Source organism: Bacillus sp. 5w2 (assembly GCF_054353775.1).
Genome location: NZ_JBTIWT010000002.1, coordinates 80,933 through 101,867 on the forward strand (window position 1 = coordinate 80,933; position 20,935 = coordinate 101,867).

The window sequence follows — 20,935 nt, forward strand, 5'->3', positions numbered from 1 at the left end:
TTTGTCATTTTTTTGATCCGCATCTCTAAGGTGGGGATTACTGCTCGTTTAGGAAAAGAAATAAGATGGAAGGATGATTTATATGTGCGGGATTACAGGATGGGTGGATTATAAACGCTCATTAGAAGGAGAACGGGACGTCGTTACGAAGATGGCTGAGACGTTAGCGAAGCGTGGCCCAGATGATAATAAAGTTTGGATTAAAGGCAATGTCGCATTTGGGCATAAACGGTTAATCGTTGTTGATCCTGAGGGTGGTAAACAACCGATGACTTGTTTAAAGGACGAAGCGAATTATGCAATTTGTTATAACGGGGAACTGTATAACACAGAAGATATTCGAAAGGAACTATTAAGAAGAGGATATACGTTCAAAGGTCATTCTGATACGGAAGTACTATTAGCGTCGTATATTGAGTGGAAAGAAGAATGTGTCGATCATTTAAACGGTATATATGCGTTTGCCGTATGGGATGAACAGAAAGAACAAGTATTTATTGCAAGAGATCGATTAGGTGTAAAACCGCTATTTTATAAATATGATAGTGGACGATTGCTATTTGGTTCAGAGTTAAAAGCGATACTGGCTCATCCAGATGTGAAGGCGGAAGTAACGTTAGAAGGGTTATCCGAAATATTCGGCCTTGGACCATCTAGAACGCCTGGTCACGGCATTTATGCTGGTATAAAAGAATTACGTCCAGGTCATGCGATGACATTTTCAAAGAACGGTTTATGTATATGGAGATATTGGAATGTGGAAAGTAAAAAACATGAAGACTCCTTTGAAGAAACAGTAGAGAAAACACGCTTTTTATTACAAGATGCGATTACAAGGCAGCTCGTTTCTGATGTACCACTATGTACTTTTCTATCAGGTGGTGTAGATTCGAGCGCGATTACAGCGATTGCTGCGAAAGAATATGCAAGGTCAGGAAAAGGGCAATTACACACATATTCTGTTGATTACGAAGATAATGATAAATACTTTAAAGCGAATGCGTTCCAGCCGAATTCAGATGCACCATTTATTCATTTGATGACGGAGACGTTTCAAACAATCCATCATCGCTGCGTCATTTCAAATGAACAATTAGCACAGTATTTAACAGAAGCAGTAATCGTTCGTGATTTGCCTGGTATGGCAGATATCGATTCGTCATTATTATGGTTTTGTCGCGAAATTAAACAAGATTTTGTCGTCGGTTTATCTGGGGAATGTGCAGACGAAATATTTGGTGGTTATCCGTGGTTTTATAGAGAAGATGATTTGCAATCGAGTGCATTTCCGTGGATGCGCTCTACAGAAGCGCGTGAACAACTGCTAAAGAAAGAATGGAGAAGTAAATTAAATTTACAACAATATGTACAACAGCGTTATGAAGAATCTATTCAAGAAGTTCCTATTTTAGAGGGAGAAAGCCCGCTAGAAGCAAAAAGAAGACAATTATTTTATTTAAACATGGTATGGTTTATGACAACATTATTAGACAGAAAAGACCGTATGAGTATGGGCGCAAGCTTAGAAGTACGCGTTCCATTTGCGGATCACCGACTTGTCGAATATGCGTGGAATATTCCTTGGGAAATGAAAATGTATAAAAACCGCGAAAAAGGTCTATTGCGTAAAGCGTTAGAAGGATTACTTCCAAATGACATCTTATATAGAAAGAAGAGCCCCTATCCGAAAACGCATAATCCGCACTATACAAAAGCGGTAACAGTATGGCTACAAGATTTATTAACGGATAAAGGCTCAATTTTACACGAACTATTTGATAAAGAACAGCTTAGCGGATTAATTGAGTCAGGCGGCAGTGCATTTCAAACGCCTTGGTTTGGTCAATTGATGAGCGGGCCACAACTTTTAGCTCATTTAGCACAAATTCACGTTTGGTTTAAAGAATACGGGGTAAATATTAAAGAATAGAAGAAAAGCGGCTTACATAAAAGTAAGTCGCTTTTTTATTAAATAAATTGTCAAATAAAATTAAAAATCATATTAGAAATAATGTTTATTTATAATAATTATTTTGACGTACTTATTATTAGTTGTTATAATTTGAAACGAATGTTCTTGAAAAAGATTCTCATTTATAAAATTGAGGTGTGATATAGATGACAAAGAAAAAGATAGGTTTACTCGTAATGGCGTATGGGACGCCAGAATCATTAGATGATGTAGAAGCGTACTACACACATATTCGCCACGGGCGTAAACCTTCCGAAGAAGCACTCCAAGACTTAATCGGGCGCTATAAAGCGATTGGCGGAATTTCACCACTTGCAAAAATTACGAAAGAGCAGGCGCATAAATTAACAGATTCAATGAATAATATATTTACAGAGTATGAATTTACTTGTTACTTAGGCTTAAAACATGTTGCACCATTTATAGAAGATGCAGTAGAAGAGATGAAGCGCGATGGAATTGAGCAGGCAATTAGTATCGTATTAGCGCCGCATTATTCTACTTTTAGCATTAAAGCGTATAATGACCGTGCGATTCGTCTTTCAAAAGAAATCGGTGGTCCTGTTATTGAACCAATTGAACAATGGTACGATGAACCGAAATTTATTTCCTATTGGGCAGATCAAATACAAGAAACGTTTACTAAAATTATAGATAAAGAGAAAGCCGTCGTAATTTTTTCTGCACATAGCTTACCAGAAAAAATTATTGCAGCAGGGGACCCGTACGTAGAGCAATTACAACATACAGCGGATTTAATCGCTACAGCTGCGAATATTCAGAACTATACAATTGGTTGGCAAAGTGCTGGGAATACTCCAGATCCATGGATTGGACCGGATGTGCAAGATTTAACGAGAGATTTATTTGAAGAGCATGGATATGAATCTTTCGTATATTGCCCAGTTGGCTTTGTGGCAGAGCATTTAGAAGTTTTATATGACAACGATTACGAGTGTAAAGTGGTAACTGATGAATTAAATTTGGCATATTTTAGACCAAATATGCCAAATTCAAAATCTGTATTTATCGATTGCTTAGCTGCAATTGTTTCCAAAAAAATGAAGGAAATAGTTGACAAAGATTTAGTTTTGAATAATAATTAGTTTATAATAATTTTAAATAAATAATAATTACTATGAAAGAAAGAGGAGGATCCCCCTAGATGAATCCAAATAATCGCTTAACAACAAACCAAGGTGCTCCAGTTGGAGACAACCAAAATTCTCGTACAGCTGGTCGCCGTGGACCGGTATTATTAGAAGACTATCATTTAGTAGAAAAACTGGCACACTTTGATCGTGAACGTATTCCAGAGCGTGTTGTGCATGCACGTGGTGCAGGTGCTCACGGTGTATTCGTAACGAAAAACAGCATGAAGCAATATACGAAAGCGGCATTTTTACAAAATGAAGGAACTGAAACGCCAGTATTTGTTCGTTTCTCAACGGTTATTCATGGTCAAGGTTCTCCGGAAACAGCGCGTGACCCACGTGGGTTCGCTGTTAAATTTTATACAGAAGAAGGAAACTACGATATCGTAGGTAATCATTTACCAGTTTTCTTCATTCGTGATGCAATTAAATTCCCAGACATGGTGCATTCTTTAAAACCAGCACCTGATACAAATATTCAAACTCCAGATCGTTACTGGGATTTCATGACGTTAACTCCAGAATCAACACATATGATGACATGGGTATTTTCTGATTATGGTACACCAGCGAGCTATCGTGAAATGGAAGGTTTCGGTGTCCATTCATTTAAATGGATTAATGCAGAAGGTAAAATCGTTTACATTAAATATCACTGGAAACCACAGCAAAGTGTACGGAACTTAAGTGCAAAAGAAGTGCAAGAAGTACAAGGGAAAGATTTCAACCATGCAACTCGTGACTTGTTCGATGCAATTGAAAAAGGAAATTATCCAAAGTGGGATTTACACGTACAAGTGATGCAACTAGATGAAACGGATTCTTTAGACTTTGATCCGCTAGATCCAACGAAAGTATGGCCAGAAGATCGCTTCCCGTTAATTGAAGTAGGGACAATGACGTTAAATCGTAACCCGAAAAACTTCTTCGCAGAAGTAGAACAGGTGGCGTTCTCTCCAAGTGCAACTGTAAATGGTATTGAACCATCTGAAGATAAATTATTACAAGGTCGTTTATTCTCTTACCCAGATACACAGCGTTACCGCCTTGGTGCAAACTACTTACAAATTCCTGTAAACTGCCCATATGCAGCTGTCCATAACCAACAACGTGATGGTGCGATGCAAGTGAATCAAAACCCATCTACAATTAACTATGAACCTAGTCGTCATACTGAAAATCCAGTTGAAGACCCAACTTACCGCGATTCAACTATGAAAGTAGAAGGCTATGTATCTCGTGAAAAAATTGAGAAACCAAATGACTTCAAACAAGCAGGTGAGCGTTACCGTTCATTCTCTAAAGAGGAGCAAGCGAACTTAATTGCAAACTTAACAAATGACTTAAAAGATGTAAATGAACGCACGAAATTATTAGCTGTGTGTAACTTCTTCCGTGCAGATCAAGAGTACGGTATGCGTTTAGCACAAGCGTTAAATGTTGATATCACGCAGTACGTTGGAAACGCTCCGAAATAAATAGAAAAAGACGACCGGATTTCGGTCGTCTTTTTTATGTAAAACATGTTTTACATAAGGTGTAAAAGATGTTATACTTTTGTCAAATGAATTTTACATACAAGAGGTGTATTGAATGGATGTTGCTATTTTTATTATTGCGCTCAGTGTCTTTTTATTTGTAGTGTTTGCTATTATAAAAATGTTTATAGCGATTGGAAAACAAGGTGATGAACGCGCTGCATTTATAAAAAACAAAGCGATGGCTGAGACGTTTCAAATTGCGATGGGGCTAATGGTGCTTGAGATGATCCCTTTTATTTATCATCGTTTTAATGAAACGGTAGGAACACCGTTTAATCCAGTTCGCTTTTTAGCTGTCATAGCTGTGGCATTTCTTATTATCTTAAGTGCCAATAAAAGAAAGTACGGTGATTCGTAAGTTACAAGGGGTATTTTACGTTTAAATCAGGTCGGAATTTGTTGGTAAATCGATATATCGAAATGAGCGCTGATATATTCATAGAAATACTGAATGGGGTATGCCACCAACAAGTACAATAAAAAGAGATGCAATCTACTACCAATAGATTGCATCTCTTTTTTAGTTCACTCGCTCCGTATACTCATAAGCTTTCTCTCCATGCATCGAAATATCAAGTCCCATATGTTCCTCATGCTCATCTACCCGAACGGGGAGGAAGAAGTTAATCGCTTTAATGATGGCGTATGTCATGATAATTGTGAATGCATATGTTGCGCCGATTGCTACCAGTTGCTTAAACAGTAAAGCGGCGTTTCCGTACAATAATCCGTTAGCGCCATCACCGTTTACAGTAGTAGTTGCAAATAATCCTGTTGCAATCCCGCCCCAAGTTCCGCCGATGCCGTGGCATCCGAATGCATCAAGTGTATCATCATATCCGAATTTCGTTTTTAAGAAGAAGACCGCTCCGAAGCATAATACGCCGCCAATTGCTCCGATAAGAAGAGCGGAGAAAGGTGTAACGAACCCGCAAGCTGGTGTAATAGCGACTAGACCAGAAACTACACCACAAGCGGCCCCCATCGCAGTCGGTTTTGATTGGAAGAACCACTCTGAAAGCATCCAAGTTAATGCTGAGGCAGCGGCGGCTATATTTGTATTAATAAATGCGGTTAGTGCTACATCATTTAAAGATAATGCGCTACCGACGTTAAAACCGAACCAGCCGAACCATAGTAAGCCTGCGCCTAACATCGTAAATGGTAAATGATGAGGGGAAGAACCGTTTATGTTTTTTCGTTTTCCAAGGAAAATAGCTAATACAAGACCAGCAACGCCGGATGTAATATGAACGACATTACCACCAGCGAAGTCTAACGCGCCAAGTTCTCTTAGCCACCCGCCAACGCCCCATACCCAATGAGCGACAGGATTGTAAACAATTGTTGTCCATAGAAGGATGAAAATAAGGAAAGCTGAAAATCGCATTCTTTCGGCGAATGCACCTGAAATTAAAGCGGGAGTTAAAATAGCGAACATGAGTTGGAACATCATAAATAAATTGTGAGGAATAGTGGATGAATAGTCTGGATTTGGTGCGTAGGTAACTCCGTTTAAACCGAACCAATCGAGATTGCCGATAAGCCCGTGCCAATCTGGTCCGAATGATAAAGAATAACCAATTACGATCCACTGAATCGAAACGATAGCCATTGCGCTATAACTATGCATTGTCGTACTGAGTACATTTTTACTGCGAACCATACCCCCATAAAAAAGAGCCAATCCTGGTGTCATCAACATGACCATTGCTGTCGTTACAAACATAAAAACCGTATCGCTTGTATTCATTCTCTCTCCTCCTATAATGTTAGAAAAAATAACATGAACTTGTTATGTTTCATATCATATTCGAAACGAAATGAAAAATCAACTAAAAATTCAGAAAACTTTATAATTTATGTTAGGAAATCTGACATGAATTATTTTAGGGAGAAAGAAATCAACGTATGCGATTCATTCGGATAATTGGTATAATATTCTTACAATTAAAAAACATGGGGGATGCGTGTGGGAAAAATACAGACTAGGAAACTATTCATTTGTTTTTGTTTAGCTGTCGTTTTGTTTGTACCAATACATGCTTTTGCAGATGAAAAAAGAGAGTGGCGAGACGAAGTTATATACTCCATTATGATTGATCGTTTCAATAATGGAGAACCGAAAAATGACAAACAGTTAGAAGTTGGTAATTTAGAAGGGTATCAGGGCGGAGATATAAGAGGGATTATAAAAAGACTGAATTACATAAAAGAAATGGGCTTTACCGCTGTTATGCTTTCTCCGCTTTTTGAAAGTGGAAAGTACGACGGATTAGACGTGCGCGATTTTCAAAAGGTAAATGAACATTTCGGAACAGAAAATGATGTGAAAGAACTTGTACAAGAAGCGCATGCAAAAGGAATGAAAGTTGTACTTCAATTTCCGCTTGGAGAAAACGAACAACAAGTCATCGACTCGATGAAATGGTGGATCAAAGAAGTCGATTTAGATGGAAGTTATGTAATACATAGTGAAAAAAAGCCGCGTTCTTTCTGGGATGACGTGCAAAAAGATATGCAAGTGATAAAGAAAGATTTTCGTGTTATAACAAAAGAAGATAGTGAATATAACGAAAAAATAGTAGAATCGTTTTCCGAAGCGGATGTATCGGTGAAACCCTTATATGATGTGAGTAAAAAAGAAGGGGAATCCATTACATTTTTAGATAATCAAGATACAAAAAGATTTGCCCGGATTGCAAAAGAGAATATGAATTATCCACCATCTCGTTTGAAACTAGCTCTTACATATTTATTAACATCACCCGGTATTCCGAATTTTTATTACGGGACTGAAATTGCATTAGATGGAGGGGATACTCCGGATAATAGACGATTAATGGATTTCAAATCAGATGAAAAATTTATGCAACATATAACGAAACTTGGTGAGCTTAGACAAACGAGACCATCTCTACGACATGGTACGTTTGAGCTTTTATACGATAAAGATGGAATGAGTATATTAAAGCGAAAGTATAAAGATGAAGTGACAGTAGTAGCGATTAATAATACGAAAGAAACACAAAAAGTTGCTTTACCTGTAAGTGCAATTGGTGAAAAACAAGAGTTAAGAGGATTGTTAGAAGATGAAATTATAAGAGAAGAAAACGGAAAGTTTTATCTCGTTTTAAAGCGGGAAGAATCAAATGTGTATAAAGTTAACAGAGAAACAGGTGTGAATTGGTTATTTATCTCTTTAATCGTCGGTGTGAACGTATTATTTATTGCGTTTTTAATTGCCGTTAAAAAGAAGCGTAGATAAGGGGACATTCTCTTTTGTGTTGAATTGAAAGTGCGTGGTGGGGTGAGATGTTTGGGACAACCATGATGATGGGGAATTTGTTCGGTGGGGCGATAGTGTTCATTCTGTTGATACAGCAATTCTGAAGGGAAATAATACAAAATCGAAAATGATAAAGTGTACATTCCTAAAAAATCATTTGATAAAGCGATATGGTGTTGCTCTTAATAAATATAAAAACTCCTCGAATGAGAGGAGTTTTCCAGGTTAGGGAGAAATTTTTCTTCCTAGCCAGTTTTTTTGTCAACACCGATAGAAAAAGGGAAGGGGAAGGTTTCTTATAGTGGGAGGAAAAGACCTTTGAAATAAACAATCATTGCAACTATATTAATTTTACATTACATTAAAAGTTAGAGAATACTCTTATACTAAAGTACTAAATAGTAGGAGGAAAAATGGAATTTTACGATTTGGGTATTACCATTAAAGAACTTAGAATTAAAAAAAATATATCGCAATCCGAATTATGTCATGGAATATGCTCACAAAGTCAAATTAGCAAGATCGAAAAAGGTGTGATTTATCCATCTAGCATATTGTTATATCAATTATCAGAAAGACTTGGTATTGATCCAAATAATATATTTGCACTAACTAAAAACAAAAAATTTAAATATATAGAAAATGTGAAATGTGTAATGAAGGATTGCATAAGACAACATCAATATAAAGAGCTTTATGAAATAGTAACAAAAGAAAAAAACTTAAATAATTTTCGAATAAAAGAAGATAAACAATTTCTAATATGGCATGAAGCAATTGCTATATATCGTGTGAATAACTCAATAAAAACGGCTTTAGCTCTTTTAAATAATGCATTAAAAATAACTGTAACGAATATTGATTTTTTAACAGAGAGAGAAATAGATATTATGCAGACAATGGCTATATTTCATGCAGAAAATAAAGAATATAAAGAGAGTATTAATATATTAAAAAGATGTTTAAATAATTTTAATAAGTTAGATTTTCCTAGAGATAAAGAAATTAAATTAAAAATCATTTATAATTTAGCAAAATGTTTAAGTTACACATATCAATACGAAGAAGCAAAAAAATACATTGATAAGGGTATCAAATTAGCTATTAATCTAAATACTTTATACTTATTGGGTGAACTATACTATGAAAAAGGTTCGAATTTATTAAAGCTTAAACAATCTAATAAAGAAAATGTTGCTAATAACATGAAAAAAGCGTTATTTATATTTGAATTAACAAAAAACGAAAAAAAATTACAAATAATTAAAGAAGAATATTTCGAAAAACATAATTGTTAAATAACTACTTATAGTACAATAAAACCCACAGGAAAAGTTCCCGTAGGTTTTACACTTATAAACCTCTTAATATTTTTTATAAACTTGATTCTAAAATATTATTACTTAATATGTTGAATGAAAGTTTACTTAACGTACTTTCTATTTTGAAATCTGCATCCCTATTAACACTTTATACTTCTTTTCACTTCCATATTAAAATTAAGATGGTTCAAGTAAGAGGAAGGCACCTTAGAGTGTCTTTTTTATGACCTTTATCATCAACTATTTAATGTTTCTTTAAATTATTACATAACATAGTTTTTTTGTACCAAGCTTTGTTAATGCAATTAGATTTATCCTTTAGTGTAGTCATATTATTAGAACATCCTTTAATATTTAGAAAGAATATAGCCAATAAAAAACATAATATTAACTTCTTCAAATAACCACTTCTAACCCTTTTATAATTAACTTTTTTTCACAAAATAAGATTCCTTATTAATTCTACATTACATTGAAGGGTGGAAAATATTCTTATACTCATAAATTGTTACGCTTGAGTAGGGAGAGAGATTTTGGTTTATGGAGGTAGTTGTGGTGACTTTGGCTTGGGATTCAATTGATAAGGAAAGTGATTCAAGTTGAAGGGAAACGTCCTAAGGTGTCTTTTCCTTATTTTTAAAAGGACATGCTCAATTCCATGTATAAAAAAATTCTACAATGAGACCTAGTCTAACCACGCGGTCACCGGTAAGATATTCGTATGAATAGACTCTGTTCGCTCAGCAATTTTCACCGCAAATACCCTCTCATGTCCTTGTCGTATTGTCCCTACATGATAAAAAGAAAAACTCCTCTAATTAAGAGGAGTTTTCTTTTTAGCGGTAGTTAATAAATTGTACGTCAATCGGTAAGTCAGCGCTGCGAACAGCTGCGATAACTGCTTGTAAGTCATCACGGCTTTTCGCTGTAACACGTACTTGGTCATCTTGTACTTGTGTTTTTACTTTTAATTTCATTTCTTTAATGATGTTGTTAATTTTTTTCGCGTTATCTTTATCGATACCTTGTTGAAGTGTTGCGCGTTGGCGAACAGTGTTACCAGTTGCAGCTTCAACTTTTCCGTAATCTAAGTTCTTAATTGGAACGTTACGTTTTACAAGTTTAGAAATTAGAACGTCCTTTACTTGGTCTAATTTGAACTCATCGTCAGAAGTTAAAACTAGTACTTCTTTTTCTAATTTAATATCACTTTTACTTCCTTTAAAGTCATATCGGTTTTGGATTTCCTTTAATGCGATGTTAATTGCGTTTGTTACTTCAGGTAATTCTACTTTCGAAACGATGTCAAAAGAACTATCTTTTGCCATAGTTAGCACCTCCAAATAAATTTCTAATCTTTTTATGTACTGTACATACTAAAGTATAGCTGAAAACGAGCTTAGACTTAAGTGTTTTCATACTTATATTCATGTAACCTCATTTTATTATAGTGAATTTTGGGCAGTTGGACAAATAAAGGAAAAATCGTGTTATAATTAACTTTTGTTTGGAATGATAAAAAAGATAATTTTATATATATAGAAGGGAATTAAAAAAATATGTATTTGCAATTAGGATCGATTGAACAGGTAACTGTTTTACGCGAAACGGAAATCGGATATATGGTTGGGAATGAAGAAGAAGAAATTTTCCTACATAAAAACGAATTAGTTGGAGAAATTGAAGAAGGCGCTAAGATTGATGTATTCTTATACCTCGATCACCAAAATCGTATTTCAGCAACAATGAAGGAGCCACTTATTACAACTTTTGATTGGAACTGGGTAAAGGTTGTAGAAGTTATTCCTAGTTTAGGTGTGTTTGTTGATATTGGTGTATCAAAAGATATACTAATCCCAGCTGATGAGTTCCCGATTTATATGCCAGTATGGCCAGAAGTTGGAGACGAATTATATTGTACGTTAAAATTAACGAATCGTGATCGCCTTATCGCTCTTCCGGCAAGAGACAGTGATATGCAAGAAATTATCGTAGATGCGACGCCATCTATGCGTAATAAAAACGTAAATGGACGTGTGTATCGTTCACTTCAAGTTGGTTCATTCATACTAACTGATGAGCATTTCCGTGCTTTCTTACACCATACTGAAAGAAAAGAACAAGTCCGCATCGGTGAACGTGTAACGGGCCGTATTATTGACGTAAAAGATGACGGTACAATTAACATTTCACTTCTTCCTCGTAAAGAAGAAGGAATGGAAGATGACGCTGCAGTGATTTATGCATATATGGAAGAACGTGGCGGAGCAATGCCGTTTTGGGATAAGAGTCACCCAGAAGATATTAAAGAACGTTTCAACATGAGTAAAGCTGCATTTAAGCGCGCGCTTGGTAAGTTGATGAAAGAAGAAAAGGTTTATCAAGAAGAAGGCTGGACTTACTTTAAGAAATAAAGCAAATAAAAGCATCCCCTTATATTTTGTGAAATATAAGGGGATGCTTTCTTAATTTCCTCGCTCATGCGCAAAAGTAAATGTATCTTTCAAGTCATTATCACTTATTTTAATATTTGCCTTTTTTAATTCTCTTTGTAACAACTTTTGACTGAATGTAGGATCAGCAATACGTTCTGCTTCTAAGTTTTTGCGGATGGAGTCTTTTACTTCATCGTAAGGTTGTAAATCTTTTTTACCAGTTAGTTTAATAATGTGATAGCCATTTGGTGATTTGACTGGATCACTAACTTGGCCGATTTTTAGTTTGTAGGCAGTTGTTTCGAATTCTGGTGTCATTGCACCGGAATGGAAGTATCCGAGGTCTCCGCCTTTATCTTTTGATAGTAGATCTTGTGATTCTTGCTTTGCTAATTCTTCAAATGAAGCACCAGCATCTAATTTTTTCTTTATTTCTTTCGCTTCATTTTCGTCACTTACTAAAATGTGACTCGCTTTAATTTCTGGTTTATAGTGGTCTTTCACATCTTTTTCTGTAACACTCTTCTTAATTGCTTCATTCATAGCAAGTTTGAACTTAATTTGATTTTTGAAATCGGCTTCATCTTTTAAACGATTGTTTTCTAGTACTGCTGTGAATTGATCTCCGTATTGATTTTTCGCTTTTTGTACTTCTTTATCTACATCATCGTCAGATACTTTATATTTTTTTGTGATAACGTCTTGTGCCATCATTTCGTATAGCATGTCTTTTCCATAACGATCTTTCAACTGCTTTTCGAAGTCACTCTTCGTAATGGTTGAGTCTGTTGCCGTAGCGACTGTAGTTGAGCCGTTTTTTTGTCCACAAGCAGATAGCATTAATATACTTAGTAGTGCAGTAATAATGAAAATATGTTTCCCTCTCATGCTAACACCTCATCCGAATATGTTATCGCTATTGTAGAATATAGAAGTGAACATGAAGTGAATTTTTAATGTTTTTTCCCCGTAAACTGTAAAAAAAGTACACCAACAATACTGTTGGTGTACGATGGAATCAAAGGTGATCGGTCTTTTTGGAATAGGCACGCTTACCTTGCTCTATATTCTTTTGTTCTTGTTCATTTTTTTGCGTACGCTTTGCATTATTATCGCGTGCTTTTTTGTCGTTATCACTTGTATGTGGCATATGTATCAACTCCATTTCTAAACGTTGTACGTTTATCATTTCCTTTTTCGTAAAGACTATGTATAGCAGTGCATTCATGAATAATAAGGGTGGATTAGAAATGGATTTGAAGTTGAATTATACCGAACTTATAAAGAAGTTAATCGTTGTAATCGTCGCAGGTTTGTTAAACGCGATTGGAATGAATTTATTTTTAACGCCAGCGAAAGTGTACGCGAGTGGTTTTGCTGGATTGTCTCAATTATTATCACAAATATTAAGTGACTTTTTATCTATTCATATATCAACGGGGGTATTGTTTAGCTTATTTAATATTCCTGTCGTTATTTTAGCGTGGAAAAAGGTTGGGAAGGCTTTTACTTTTTTTAGTTTTCTTTGCGTTATATTTATGACTTTGTTTCTAGAAATTATCCCAGTTAAAGCAGTTTCGAACGACATCATATTGAATGCGATTTTTGGCGGGATAATTTCAGCAATTGGGGTAGGGATTGCTTTAAAGTGGGGGGCTTCTACAGGTGGTTTAGATATCATCGCGATGATTTTATCTAAGATAAAAGATAAACCTGTTGGCACATACTTTTTCTTTTTTAATGCAGTTATCATTATCGCTGCAGGTTATGTATATGGATGGGAAAAAGCGTTATATACTTTGTTGACGTTGTATGTTTCAACGAGAATTATTGATGCGATTCATACCCGTCACGTGAAGATTACAGCATTAATCGTTACGAAGAATGGGGCAGATGTACGCAAGGCGATTCATTCACGCTTAGTGAGGGGGATTACAACTATACCGGCAACAGGTGCTTATACAAATGAAAATAAGGAAATGTTAATGATTGTGATTACTCGTTACGAATTGTATGAATTAGAGAGGGTTATTAAACAAGTGGACCCAGGTGCATTTACAAACGTACTGCAAACGGTTGGGGTGTTTGGATTGTTTCGAAAAGATTAAAGAGGACCAAAGCTGGTCCTCTTTTTTAATGTAAATTCGTAATGTTTTGCAACTGCTCCTGCATTTCGCGTAGCTGAACTTTTTCAGCTGTTGAAGAGTTTGCATAAGCAGATTGCAAAGCGTTTTTTGCTCTATATACGAGATCTTGTTGCTCAGTGCCGCTTGAACAAGATACGGCATTTGTGACAGCATCTCTAGCTTGTTGGAATAGTAAGTTCCCCATTTAAACCCCTCCAAAAGAAGAGTTGTTTCTCGCTTTTTCTGCCTCAGCTAATGTACCTCTGTACGGGAATCTTGCATCATGCTTCATAACAGCATCGGCTCCTTGTTGGATAAAACGTTTTGATTTGTTCTTTTTACCCATTCGAAAAACCCCCTTTATTTAGCTGAAAACAATCGACGCGCTGACTTTTGCGTCTAATTATAGTATGAGCGTTTGGCGAGAAACTATAAGCAGGGAATTTTTAGATTATAACCCAAGAACCTCTTCTAAATATAGAGCGATACCATCTTCTTCATTCGTTAACGTTGTATGGTTTGCAAGTGATTTTAATTCAGGGATGGCATTTCCCATTGCGATGCCGTGACCAGCAAATTCAATCATTTCAAAGTCGTTATCTTCATCACCGAAAGCGATAATTCGCTCTTGTGGAATGTTGTAATGACTAGAAATTTTTTGTAATCCGACAGCTTTATTTAACCCGCTTTTTACAATTTCAATAATTGGCCAAGGTGCGCCCCATTTTCTGTGATCGATTACTTCAGCATGCATATCAGTTAAGTGTTGACGAATTGCACTGGAATGCTCGTCATGTGCGTCGATTAATAAGCAAGTTGGATGATCGTTTAAAATATTTAATAAGTCTCCTGTAAAAATCTTTGGAGAACCGAATTCGAAAATATGTTTTTTATCTTCATCAATTTCACGAACATACACATCGTCCATTACTTCAGCATATATATTTTTCACGCCAAAATCAAAGCAAGCTCGGACAATTTCTTGAGCTGTTGCTAGCTCGAGAGGTGAGTGATGTGTACCCCACTTTGAATCAAGAGGGTGATGTACGTAAGCGCCATTAAAGTTTACGATTGGTGTGTTAAGACCAAGTTCTTTATAGTAATCAAAACTAGCGCGGAATGGACGTCCTGTTGAAATAACGACAATATGTCCTTGTTCCTTTGCTTTTGCAATTGTATGTTTCGTTCGAGTAGAAATTATTTTGTTGTCTGTTAATAAAGTGCCGTCTAAGTCTAATGCGATTAAATGCTGTTTTTTCATAATTTCACCTCTTATAATAATTTTTTTGTTTTTATCTGTATTTCCGTTTTTTAATATGCAGAAATAAGAGGTTAAACTGGGTGATACCACCATAGATGGGAATTTCACTATATATCCATCTTACGTCTCGAAGTGCTGTGGTGTCTACTATTTCTCGCTGGAAATTAGGAAAAGTCAACATCTTTTTAGAAAGTTCAAACAATGTTTCTTTCATTATGTACAAATTGTGAAAAGGGTTACATTGCTCGTATGAGGAGGCTTATAATGAACATGTAATCTTCTCGTATATGTTTGACTCTCCTTTGAAACTAGCCTAGAGTAGGTTGGTTTCTTTTTTTTCTACAAATAGGGAAGAAATCCCTGCTTACACTTGTGTCATTCATATATATGTACAAGAACGAGATGTAGTACTTGTTTCCTAAACATGACAGAAAAGCTTTCTTTTAAAATGGATATACTAATGAGGCAAGACGTCATGGAAGGAGAATGAAGATGGGACAAAATCGCAGGTTTCGTTCTGGACAAAAAGCGCCAAATGATGGCATTTACGTAGAAATTGGTGAAACGGGAAGTATGGTGAAAAATCCCCAAATGGTACAATTAACTGCCGGTGAAAAGTTTCCAGAGAACACGAATCATAACCGTCAGTGGACATATAAAAGAAAACCGTAAAAGGAGCCGCAATCATCATTGCGGCTTTTTTGTCATTACACGTTATAATTTCATTTACCGTATATTTTTCAATTGTATCATGCATGCGCACTTTTCTTTTTTCCAATAATAAGTTTGAAAATACATAAGCAAAATTATTGTATAAAAAAGTCAGTTGGCGTATAATCAAATCAAAGGTCAAAGAAAGTCAAACATTTGGAGGGCTGTAAAGATGGACTTAAATCAAATGACAACAAAAACACAAGAGGCGATTATGAGTGCCCAATCTTTAGCGGTGTCTCATCATCATCAAGAAGTAGATACTGTTCATCTCTTGTTTACATTATTAGAAGAGCAAGATGGGTTAGCAGTACGTATTTTTCAAAAAATGAATGTCGATATAGAAGCGTTAAAGCAAGGTGCCGAAAGTTTAATTAAGAAAAAGCCTTCTGTAACGGGAAGCGGAGCAGAAGCGGGCAAATTATATATAACAGGTGCTCTGCAACAACTACTTGTAAGAGCAGGAAAAGAAGCAGAGAAATTGCAAGATGACTACATTTCAGTTGAACATGTATTGCTTGCTTTTGCTGAAGAAAAAGGCGATATAAATCAATTACTTACAAGATTTCATATTACGAAAGACAACTTATTACAGTCTTTAATGACAGTTCGGGGGAATCAAAGAGTGACTAGTCAAAATCCAGAAGCAACTTATGAAGCGTTAGAAAAATATGGCCGTGATCTAGTGGCGGAAGTAAGAGCGGGGAAAATTGACCCTGTAATCGGCCGTGATAGTGAAATTCGCCGCGTCATTCGTATCCTTTCACGTAAAACGAAAAACAACCCGGTTTTAATTGGTGAGCCAGGTGTTGGTAAAACAGCAATCGTTGAAGGATTAGCACAGCGTATTGTAAAGAAAGATGTACCTGAAGGATTAAAAGATAGAACAATCTTTGCGTTAGATATGAGTGCGCTTGTAGCTGGAGCAAAATTCCGCGGTGAATTTGAAGAGCGTCTGCAAGCGGTATTAAATGAAATTAAAAAGAGTGAAGGCCGCATTTTATTATTCATTGATGAACTTCATACAATCGTCGGCGCTGGTAAAACAGAAGGTGCGATGGACGCAGGAAATATGTTAAAACCGATGCTTGCGCGTGGTGAATTGCATTGTATCGGGGCGACAACGTTAGATGAATATCGTAAATATATTGAGAAAGATCCAGCGCTAGAAAGACGTTTCCAACAAGTATTAGCAGAAGAACCAACTGTTGAAGATACAATTTCCATTTTACGTGGATTAAAAGAGCGTTTTGAAATTTATCACGGTGTAAATATTCATGACCGCGCGATTGTAGCAGCATCTGTTTTATCAGATCGATATATTTCAGATCGCTTCTTACCTGATAAAGCGATCGATCTTGTTGACGAAGCGTGCGCAACAATTCGTACAGAAATTGATTCTATGCCGACAGAATTAGATGAAGTAACGCGCCGCATTATGCAGCTGGAAATTGAAGAAGCGGCTCTTGGAAAAGAGAAGGACTTTGGTAGCCAAGAACGTCTCAAAACATTGCAACGTGAATTATCGGATTTAAAAGAAGTTGCAAGTGGTATGAGAGCGAAATGGGAGAAAGAAAAAGAAGATATTCACAAAGTTCGTGACTTACGTGAACATTTAGAGCGACTGCGCCGTGAATTAGAAGAAGCAGAAGGTAATTACGATTTAAATAAAGCAGCGGAACTTCGTCACGGGAAAATTCCTGCAATTGAAAAAGAGTTAAAAGAAGCAGAAGAAATGGGCGCGCATAATAAACAAGAAAATCGTTTATTACGTGAGGAAGTAAGTGAAGAAGAGATTGCTGATATTGTTTCACGCTGGACTGGTATTCCTGTCGCAAAACTCGTTGAAGGTGAACGCGAGAAATTACTACGCTTAGAGCAAATTTTATCAGAGCGTGTAATCGGACAAGAGGAAGCGGTAAGCTTAGTATCAGACGCAGTTCTTCGTGCACGCGCTGGTATTAAAGACCCGAACCGTCCGATTGGTTCCTTCATCTTCTTAGGACCGACTGGTGTTGGTAAAACAGAACTTGCAAAAACGTTAGCACAGTCTTTATTCGATAGTGAAGAGCAAATGATTCGTATCGATATGTCTGAGTATATGGAGAAACATGCTGTGTCACGCTTAATTGGTGCGCCTCCTGGATATGTTGGATATGAAGAGGGCGGTCAATTAACAGAAGCAGTAAGACGTAAACCATATTCTGTTATTTTATTAGACGAAATCGAAAAAGCACATCCAGAAGTATTTAACATTTTATTACAAATGTTAGATGATGGACGCATTACAGATTCACAAGGTCGTACAGTAGACTTTAAAAACACGGTCATTATTATGACTTCAAATATTGGATCCGCTCATTTGTTAGATGGATTAGAAGAAGATGGTTCCATTAAAGAAGAATCAAGAGAACTTGTAATGGGACAATTAAGAGGACATTTCCGACCAGAGTTTTTAAACCGTGTCGATGAAATTATTTTATTCAAGCCTCTTACAACGAATGAAATTAAAGGTATTGTTGATAAAATTGTAAAAGAATTACAAGGCCGTTTAGCTGATCGTCACATTACAGTGGAATTAACGAATTCTGCAAAAGAATTCGTTGTAGAAGCTGGCTTTGATCCGATGTACGGAGCTCGTCCATTAAAACGATACGTACAACGTCAAGTTGAGACGAAATTAGCGAGAGAATTAATTGCAGGAACGATTACTGATAACAGTCACGTAGTTGTAGATGTAGAAAATAACGAATTAGTCGTTCGTGTGAAATGAAAAAAGAGTTCGGATAAAATCCGGACTCTTTTTTTAGTGTTGTTCTACTGGCTCGTTTGGAATTGCAGCTGAAATCGCAAGTACTAATACCGCAAGAACAACTGAGAAAATAGACGCTTGGTTAAAATCGTATGTACCGCCAGTCATAGAACCAATTACATAGCTCATCATATGTACAAGCGCGAACGACCAAATTAATGCCCAAATGAAACGCATATTTTACACCTCTATTCGTTCAATCTGTCCTTATTGTAACACAATTGAAAAAAGAATATAGAAAAATATTTGTAGATTTTTCAACGCAAATTTGCATTCTGTTCATACATTATAAAAGAGTACTTTTATATGTTTAGAAAATAAGGCGGGGGAAAAATGAGTATTACGGAACGTTTTTTTTACTTAGAAAAAGAACCATGTGTCATTTATTTACCAGAGAAGCCAAATGGATTTTCTGTAATGCTTCTTGGTGATTACAACTACTTTATTGAGAATGGTACAAGTTTATGGACACAGCATGCGGGAAGATCTTATTTTTTACATGGCCTTATTGAGGAAGGCTACACGGTCTTTTCTTCTAATTTATACGGAAGACATTGGGGAAACGACCAATCTGTTCGGCTAGCAAAACGTTTATATGATGTTGTTTTGAGAAAAGAGACATTGAATGCGAAAATGCACATTATGGCAGATGGTATGGGTGCACTTGTAGCACTTGAAATGATGAACAAATACCCTGAATCTATACGCTCTGTCATTATGTTAAATCCGTGTTTAGATTTACCAGAATATGTGGAGTTTGAGAAAGAGCATAAGTTTTTTTACAAAAGGTTAGTGAAGGAATTAAGTTTGGCGTATGATTCCAAAGAAGAAGAATTAGCATCAAAAATAAATAAGAAATCATTTACCCTTCTTCCGTCTTGTGTACCTGTTAAAATTTTCGTGTCAACACAAGAAAAAAGAGGAAGAAAACAGTTGTTACGTAAATATGAGAAAATGAGGCAATTTAATCAATGTGATACTTCTGTCTTATTCCATCTGCAAGATGTGAAATATAAAATGGTTAGGCAAGCGACTGATTTCTTTAAAAAATATGAAGAAGAATTGTGAAGCTCCCATATACATAAATGAGGAGCTATTTGTTTCAAGGGGAAAGGGTTGGTGGTATGGAACGCGTGCTAATTATAGGTGCACTTACGTTTGTAGGTTATCACCTTGTGAATAAAATGATCGCAGAAGAAGTAGAAGTGTATGGTCTTGATTTTGATGAATTCGATAGTATGACAAAAATCAATGAAGAGAAGTTATTGTTAATTGGGCGAAATGCGTTATTTACGTATTATTCGATAAGAGGTGAAGATGGATGGAAATCAGTGGAAGGAGAGAAGTTCGATACGGTTTACTTTTGCTTGTATGAGCCAAATCAGCATAGTGGGTTTCGGAATGAAAGGCTTATATTGCAATATTTAAAGCGAATTATAAAAATGTGTGAAGAACATAAAGTAAAGTTAAATTTAATTTCTTCTATTGAAGTAGGAAGTGCAGATGAATCTGAAAATAAACGTCTATTTTCGAAAGTGGAAGAAGGATTGAAAAAAGGAGAGGTACAATATAGTGTATTTCGAGTTCCTACATTATATGGACCATGGCAACCATCTTTTATGATGTATCATCAGCTCATCTTATCAGAACTGGATGAGAAAGAGTGCCGTTATGCGAGCGAGGAAAACGGAAGTGATCTACTGTATGTTGAAGATGTATGTGAATGCTTATGGGAAAATGGAATGAACGAGGAGTATCTCGGTATATACAATTTACTTAGTGGTAAAAAGTCATTATGGAAAAAAGGTATGAATCTTTTACGTGCAGAGGATAAAGTGAATAAAAAGAATGAGGAAGAAAGAGATGAAGCTGTAGAGGTTATTTCGATAAAAAGAAATACCCCGTTAGAATACGGTTTAAATAAACAATTGGCACATATGAAAAAATATAAAGAGTTATACGAAGGGTAGAGCACGTGTTACACTATTGTATGTGAAAGTTTATTGGAGAGAGGAAGAACATACTATGAACGAAAAAAGCATGCAATTTTTACAAATCGCAATGAAGCATTTACCAGAAGCAAAAGCAATTTTAGATGATAATGGAATTGCACTTGATATGGAGAAAGCACAACCAGTATTAGAGTTATTGATGAAAGTTATGAATGAAGCATATGAGCTTGGGAAAGCAGATAAAGAGTAAGACCCTTCTTTTTTGAAGGGAGAGAGGCTCGAACCGTAAGTAGAAGCGGTTCGGGTCTTTTTATATTTCGAAAGAAACTAGGAAAGGTATGTTTCTGTTTCTTTTTATAA

General features: G+C 35.9%; 21 protein-coding genes and 1 pseudogene. 14 read left to right on the top strand and 8 right to left on the bottom strand.

The window, feature by feature from the left end:
* Nucleotides 1-82 precede the first annotated feature (82 nt).
* From asnB to ACXY7N_RS04660, 4 genes are all read left to right on the top strand, one after another.
* Entirely contained in the window at nt 83-1,930 is a 1,848-nt protein-coding gene (gene asnB / locus ACXY7N_RS04645; RefSeq protein WP_016133896.1) for an asparagine synthase (glutamine-hydrolyzing), read from the top strand.
* Between the two features lie 188 nt (nt 1,931-2,118).
* A complete protein-coding gene (hemH, locus tag ACXY7N_RS04650) occupies nt 2,119-3,078 on the top strand; it encodes a ferrochelatase (RefSeq protein WP_016133897.1) in 960 nt (319 codons plus the stop codon).
* Between the two features lie 59 nt (nt 3,079-3,137).
* Nucleotides 3,138-4,604, top strand: coding sequence for a catalase KatB (gene katB, locus ACXY7N_RS04655; protein WP_016088914.1), 1,467 nt, complete (start codon nt 3,138-3,140; stop codon nt 4,602-4,604).
* 115 nt (nt 4,605-4,719) lie between these two features.
* Nucleotides 4,720-5,025, top strand: a complete 306-nt coding sequence (locus ACXY7N_RS04660; protein ID WP_016088913.1) for a hypothetical protein — start codon at nt 4,720-4,722, stop codon at nt 5,023-5,025.
* Between the two features lie 162 nt (nt 5,026-5,187).
* Here ACXY7N_RS04660 and ACXY7N_RS04665 read toward each other — a convergent pair whose 3' ends face one another.
* Nucleotides 5,188-6,420 (bottom strand): ammonium transporter, encoded by a 1,233-nt coding sequence (locus ACXY7N_RS04665; protein WP_016088912.1) that lies wholly within the window; start codon nt 6,418-6,420, stop codon nt 5,188-5,190.
* Between the two features lie 213 nt (nt 6,421-6,633).
* Here ACXY7N_RS04665 and ACXY7N_RS04670 point away from each other — a divergent pair, with 213 nt between their 5' ends.
* The 3 genes and pseudogenes from ACXY7N_RS04670 (at nt 6,634) to ACXY7N_RS04680 (ending at nt 9,254) form a co-directional block, all read left to right on the top strand.
* Nucleotides 6,634-7,935, top strand: coding sequence for an alpha-amylase family glycosyl hydrolase (locus ACXY7N_RS04670; protein WP_431153512.1), 1,302 nt, complete (start codon nt 6,634-6,636; stop codon nt 7,933-7,935).
* 55 nt (nt 7,936-7,990) lie between these two features.
* Nucleotides 7,991-8,142 (top strand): annotated as a pseudogene (locus ACXY7N_RS04675) (hypothetical protein); the annotation flags it as partial.
* A gap of 227 nt (nt 8,143-8,369) precedes the next feature.
* Entirely contained in the window at nt 8,370-9,254 is an 885-nt protein-coding gene (locus ACXY7N_RS04680; RefSeq protein ID WP_016088910.1) for a helix-turn-helix domain-containing protein, read from the top strand.
* A gap of 860 nt (nt 9,255-10,114) precedes the next feature.
* Here ACXY7N_RS04680 and ACXY7N_RS04685 read toward each other — a convergent pair.
* On the bottom strand, nt 10,115-10,606 hold the full coding sequence (locus ACXY7N_RS04685; RefSeq protein WP_001040146.1) for a YajQ family cyclic di-GMP-binding protein: 492 nt from the start codon (nt 10,604-10,606) through the stop codon (nt 10,115-10,117).
* Between the two features lie 231 nt (nt 10,607-10,837).
* On the opposite strand from ACXY7N_RS04685, the gene ACXY7N_RS04690 reads away from it, so the two are divergent.
* On the top strand, nt 10,838-11,692 hold the full coding sequence (locus ACXY7N_RS04690) for a CvfB family protein (protein WP_016088909.1): 855 nt from the start codon (nt 10,838-10,840) through the stop codon (nt 11,690-11,692).
* A gap of 51 nt (nt 11,693-11,743) precedes the next feature.
* On the opposite strand, the gene prsA is transcribed toward ACXY7N_RS04690, so the two are convergent.
* Both prsA and ACXY7N_RS04700 read right to left on the bottom strand, forming a co-directional pair.
* On the bottom strand, nt 11,744-12,601 hold the full coding sequence (gene prsA / locus ACXY7N_RS04695) for a peptidylprolyl isomerase PrsA (protein ID WP_016088908.1): 858 nt from the start codon (nt 12,599-12,601) through the stop codon (nt 11,744-11,746).
* Nucleotides 12,602-12,731: 130 nt separating this feature from the next.
* Complete coding sequence (locus ACXY7N_RS04700; RefSeq protein WP_001120850.1) at nt 12,732-12,863, bottom strand: DUF3941 domain-containing protein; 132 nt, start codon at nt 12,861-12,863, stop codon at nt 12,732-12,734.
* A 100-nt stretch (nt 12,864-12,963) separates the two neighbouring features.
* Here ACXY7N_RS04700 and ACXY7N_RS04705 point away from each other — a divergent pair, with 100 nt between their 5' ends.
* A complete protein-coding gene (locus tag ACXY7N_RS04705; RefSeq protein ID WP_488592303.1) occupies nt 12,964-13,821 on the top strand; it encodes a YitT family protein in 858 nt (285 codons plus the stop codon).
* A 25-nt stretch (nt 13,822-13,846) separates the two neighbouring features.
* Here the strand turns inward: ACXY7N_RS04705 and ACXY7N_RS04710 are convergent, their stop codons facing one another.
* From ACXY7N_RS04710 to ACXY7N_RS04720, 3 genes are all read right to left on the bottom strand, one after another.
* Nucleotides 13,847-14,044, bottom strand: coding sequence for a DUF3813 domain-containing protein (locus ACXY7N_RS04710; RefSeq protein ID WP_016133901.1), 198 nt, complete (start codon nt 14,042-14,044; stop codon nt 13,847-13,849).
* Nucleotides 14,045-14,185, bottom strand: a complete 141-nt coding sequence (locus ACXY7N_RS04715) for a hypothetical protein (protein WP_016088905.1) — start codon at nt 14,183-14,185, stop codon at nt 14,045-14,047. It abuts the gene before it with no gap.
* 105 nt (nt 14,186-14,290) lie between these two features.
* On the bottom strand, nt 14,291-15,100 hold the full coding sequence (locus ACXY7N_RS04720) for a Cof-type HAD-IIB family hydrolase (RefSeq protein ID WP_016088904.1): 810 nt from the start codon (nt 15,098-15,100) through the stop codon (nt 14,291-14,293).
* A gap of 492 nt (nt 15,101-15,592) precedes the next feature.
* Between ACXY7N_RS04720 and ACXY7N_RS04725 the strand changes: the two genes are divergently transcribed.
* On the top strand, nt 15,593-15,772 hold the full coding sequence (locus ACXY7N_RS04725; RefSeq protein ID WP_002095847.1) for a YjzC family protein: 180 nt from the start codon (nt 15,593-15,595) through the stop codon (nt 15,770-15,772).
* A 211-nt stretch (nt 15,773-15,983) separates the two neighbouring features.
* Nucleotides 15,984-18,584: an ATP-dependent chaperone ClpB gene (gene clpB, locus ACXY7N_RS04730; RefSeq protein WP_016088903.1), complete on the top strand. Its 2,601-nt coding sequence runs from the start codon at nt 15,984-15,986 to the stop codon at nt 18,582-18,584.
* Nucleotides 18,585-18,617: 33 nt separating this feature from the next.
* On the opposite strand, the gene ACXY7N_RS04735 is transcribed toward clpB, so the two are convergent.
* A complete protein-coding gene (locus ACXY7N_RS04735) occupies nt 18,618-18,800 on the bottom strand; it encodes a YjzD family protein (protein ID WP_001211112.1) in 183 nt (60 codons plus the stop codon).
* A gap of 156 nt (nt 18,801-18,956) precedes the next feature.
* Between ACXY7N_RS04735 and ACXY7N_RS04740 the strand changes: the two genes are divergently transcribed.
* From ACXY7N_RS04740 to ACXY7N_RS04750, 3 genes are read left to right on the top strand one after another with little or no spacing between them, the layout of a single operon-like run.
* On the top strand, nt 18,957-19,691 hold the full coding sequence (locus ACXY7N_RS04740; protein WP_016088902.1) for a lipase family protein: 735 nt from the start codon (nt 18,957-18,959) through the stop codon (nt 19,689-19,691).
* A gap of 29 nt (nt 19,692-19,720) precedes the next feature.
* Entirely contained in the window at nt 19,721-20,593 is an 873-nt protein-coding gene (locus ACXY7N_RS04745; RefSeq protein ID WP_116349585.1) for an NAD-dependent epimerase/dehydratase family protein, read from the top strand.
* Between the two features lie 55 nt (nt 20,594-20,648).
* The gene (locus ACXY7N_RS04750) at nt 20,649-20,825 is read left to right on the top strand and encodes a ComZ family protein (RefSeq protein WP_001986215.1); all 177 of its coding nucleotides are present in this window, start codon (nt 20,649-20,651) and stop codon (nt 20,823-20,825) included.
* Nucleotides 20,826-20,935: the final 110 nt, after the last annotated feature.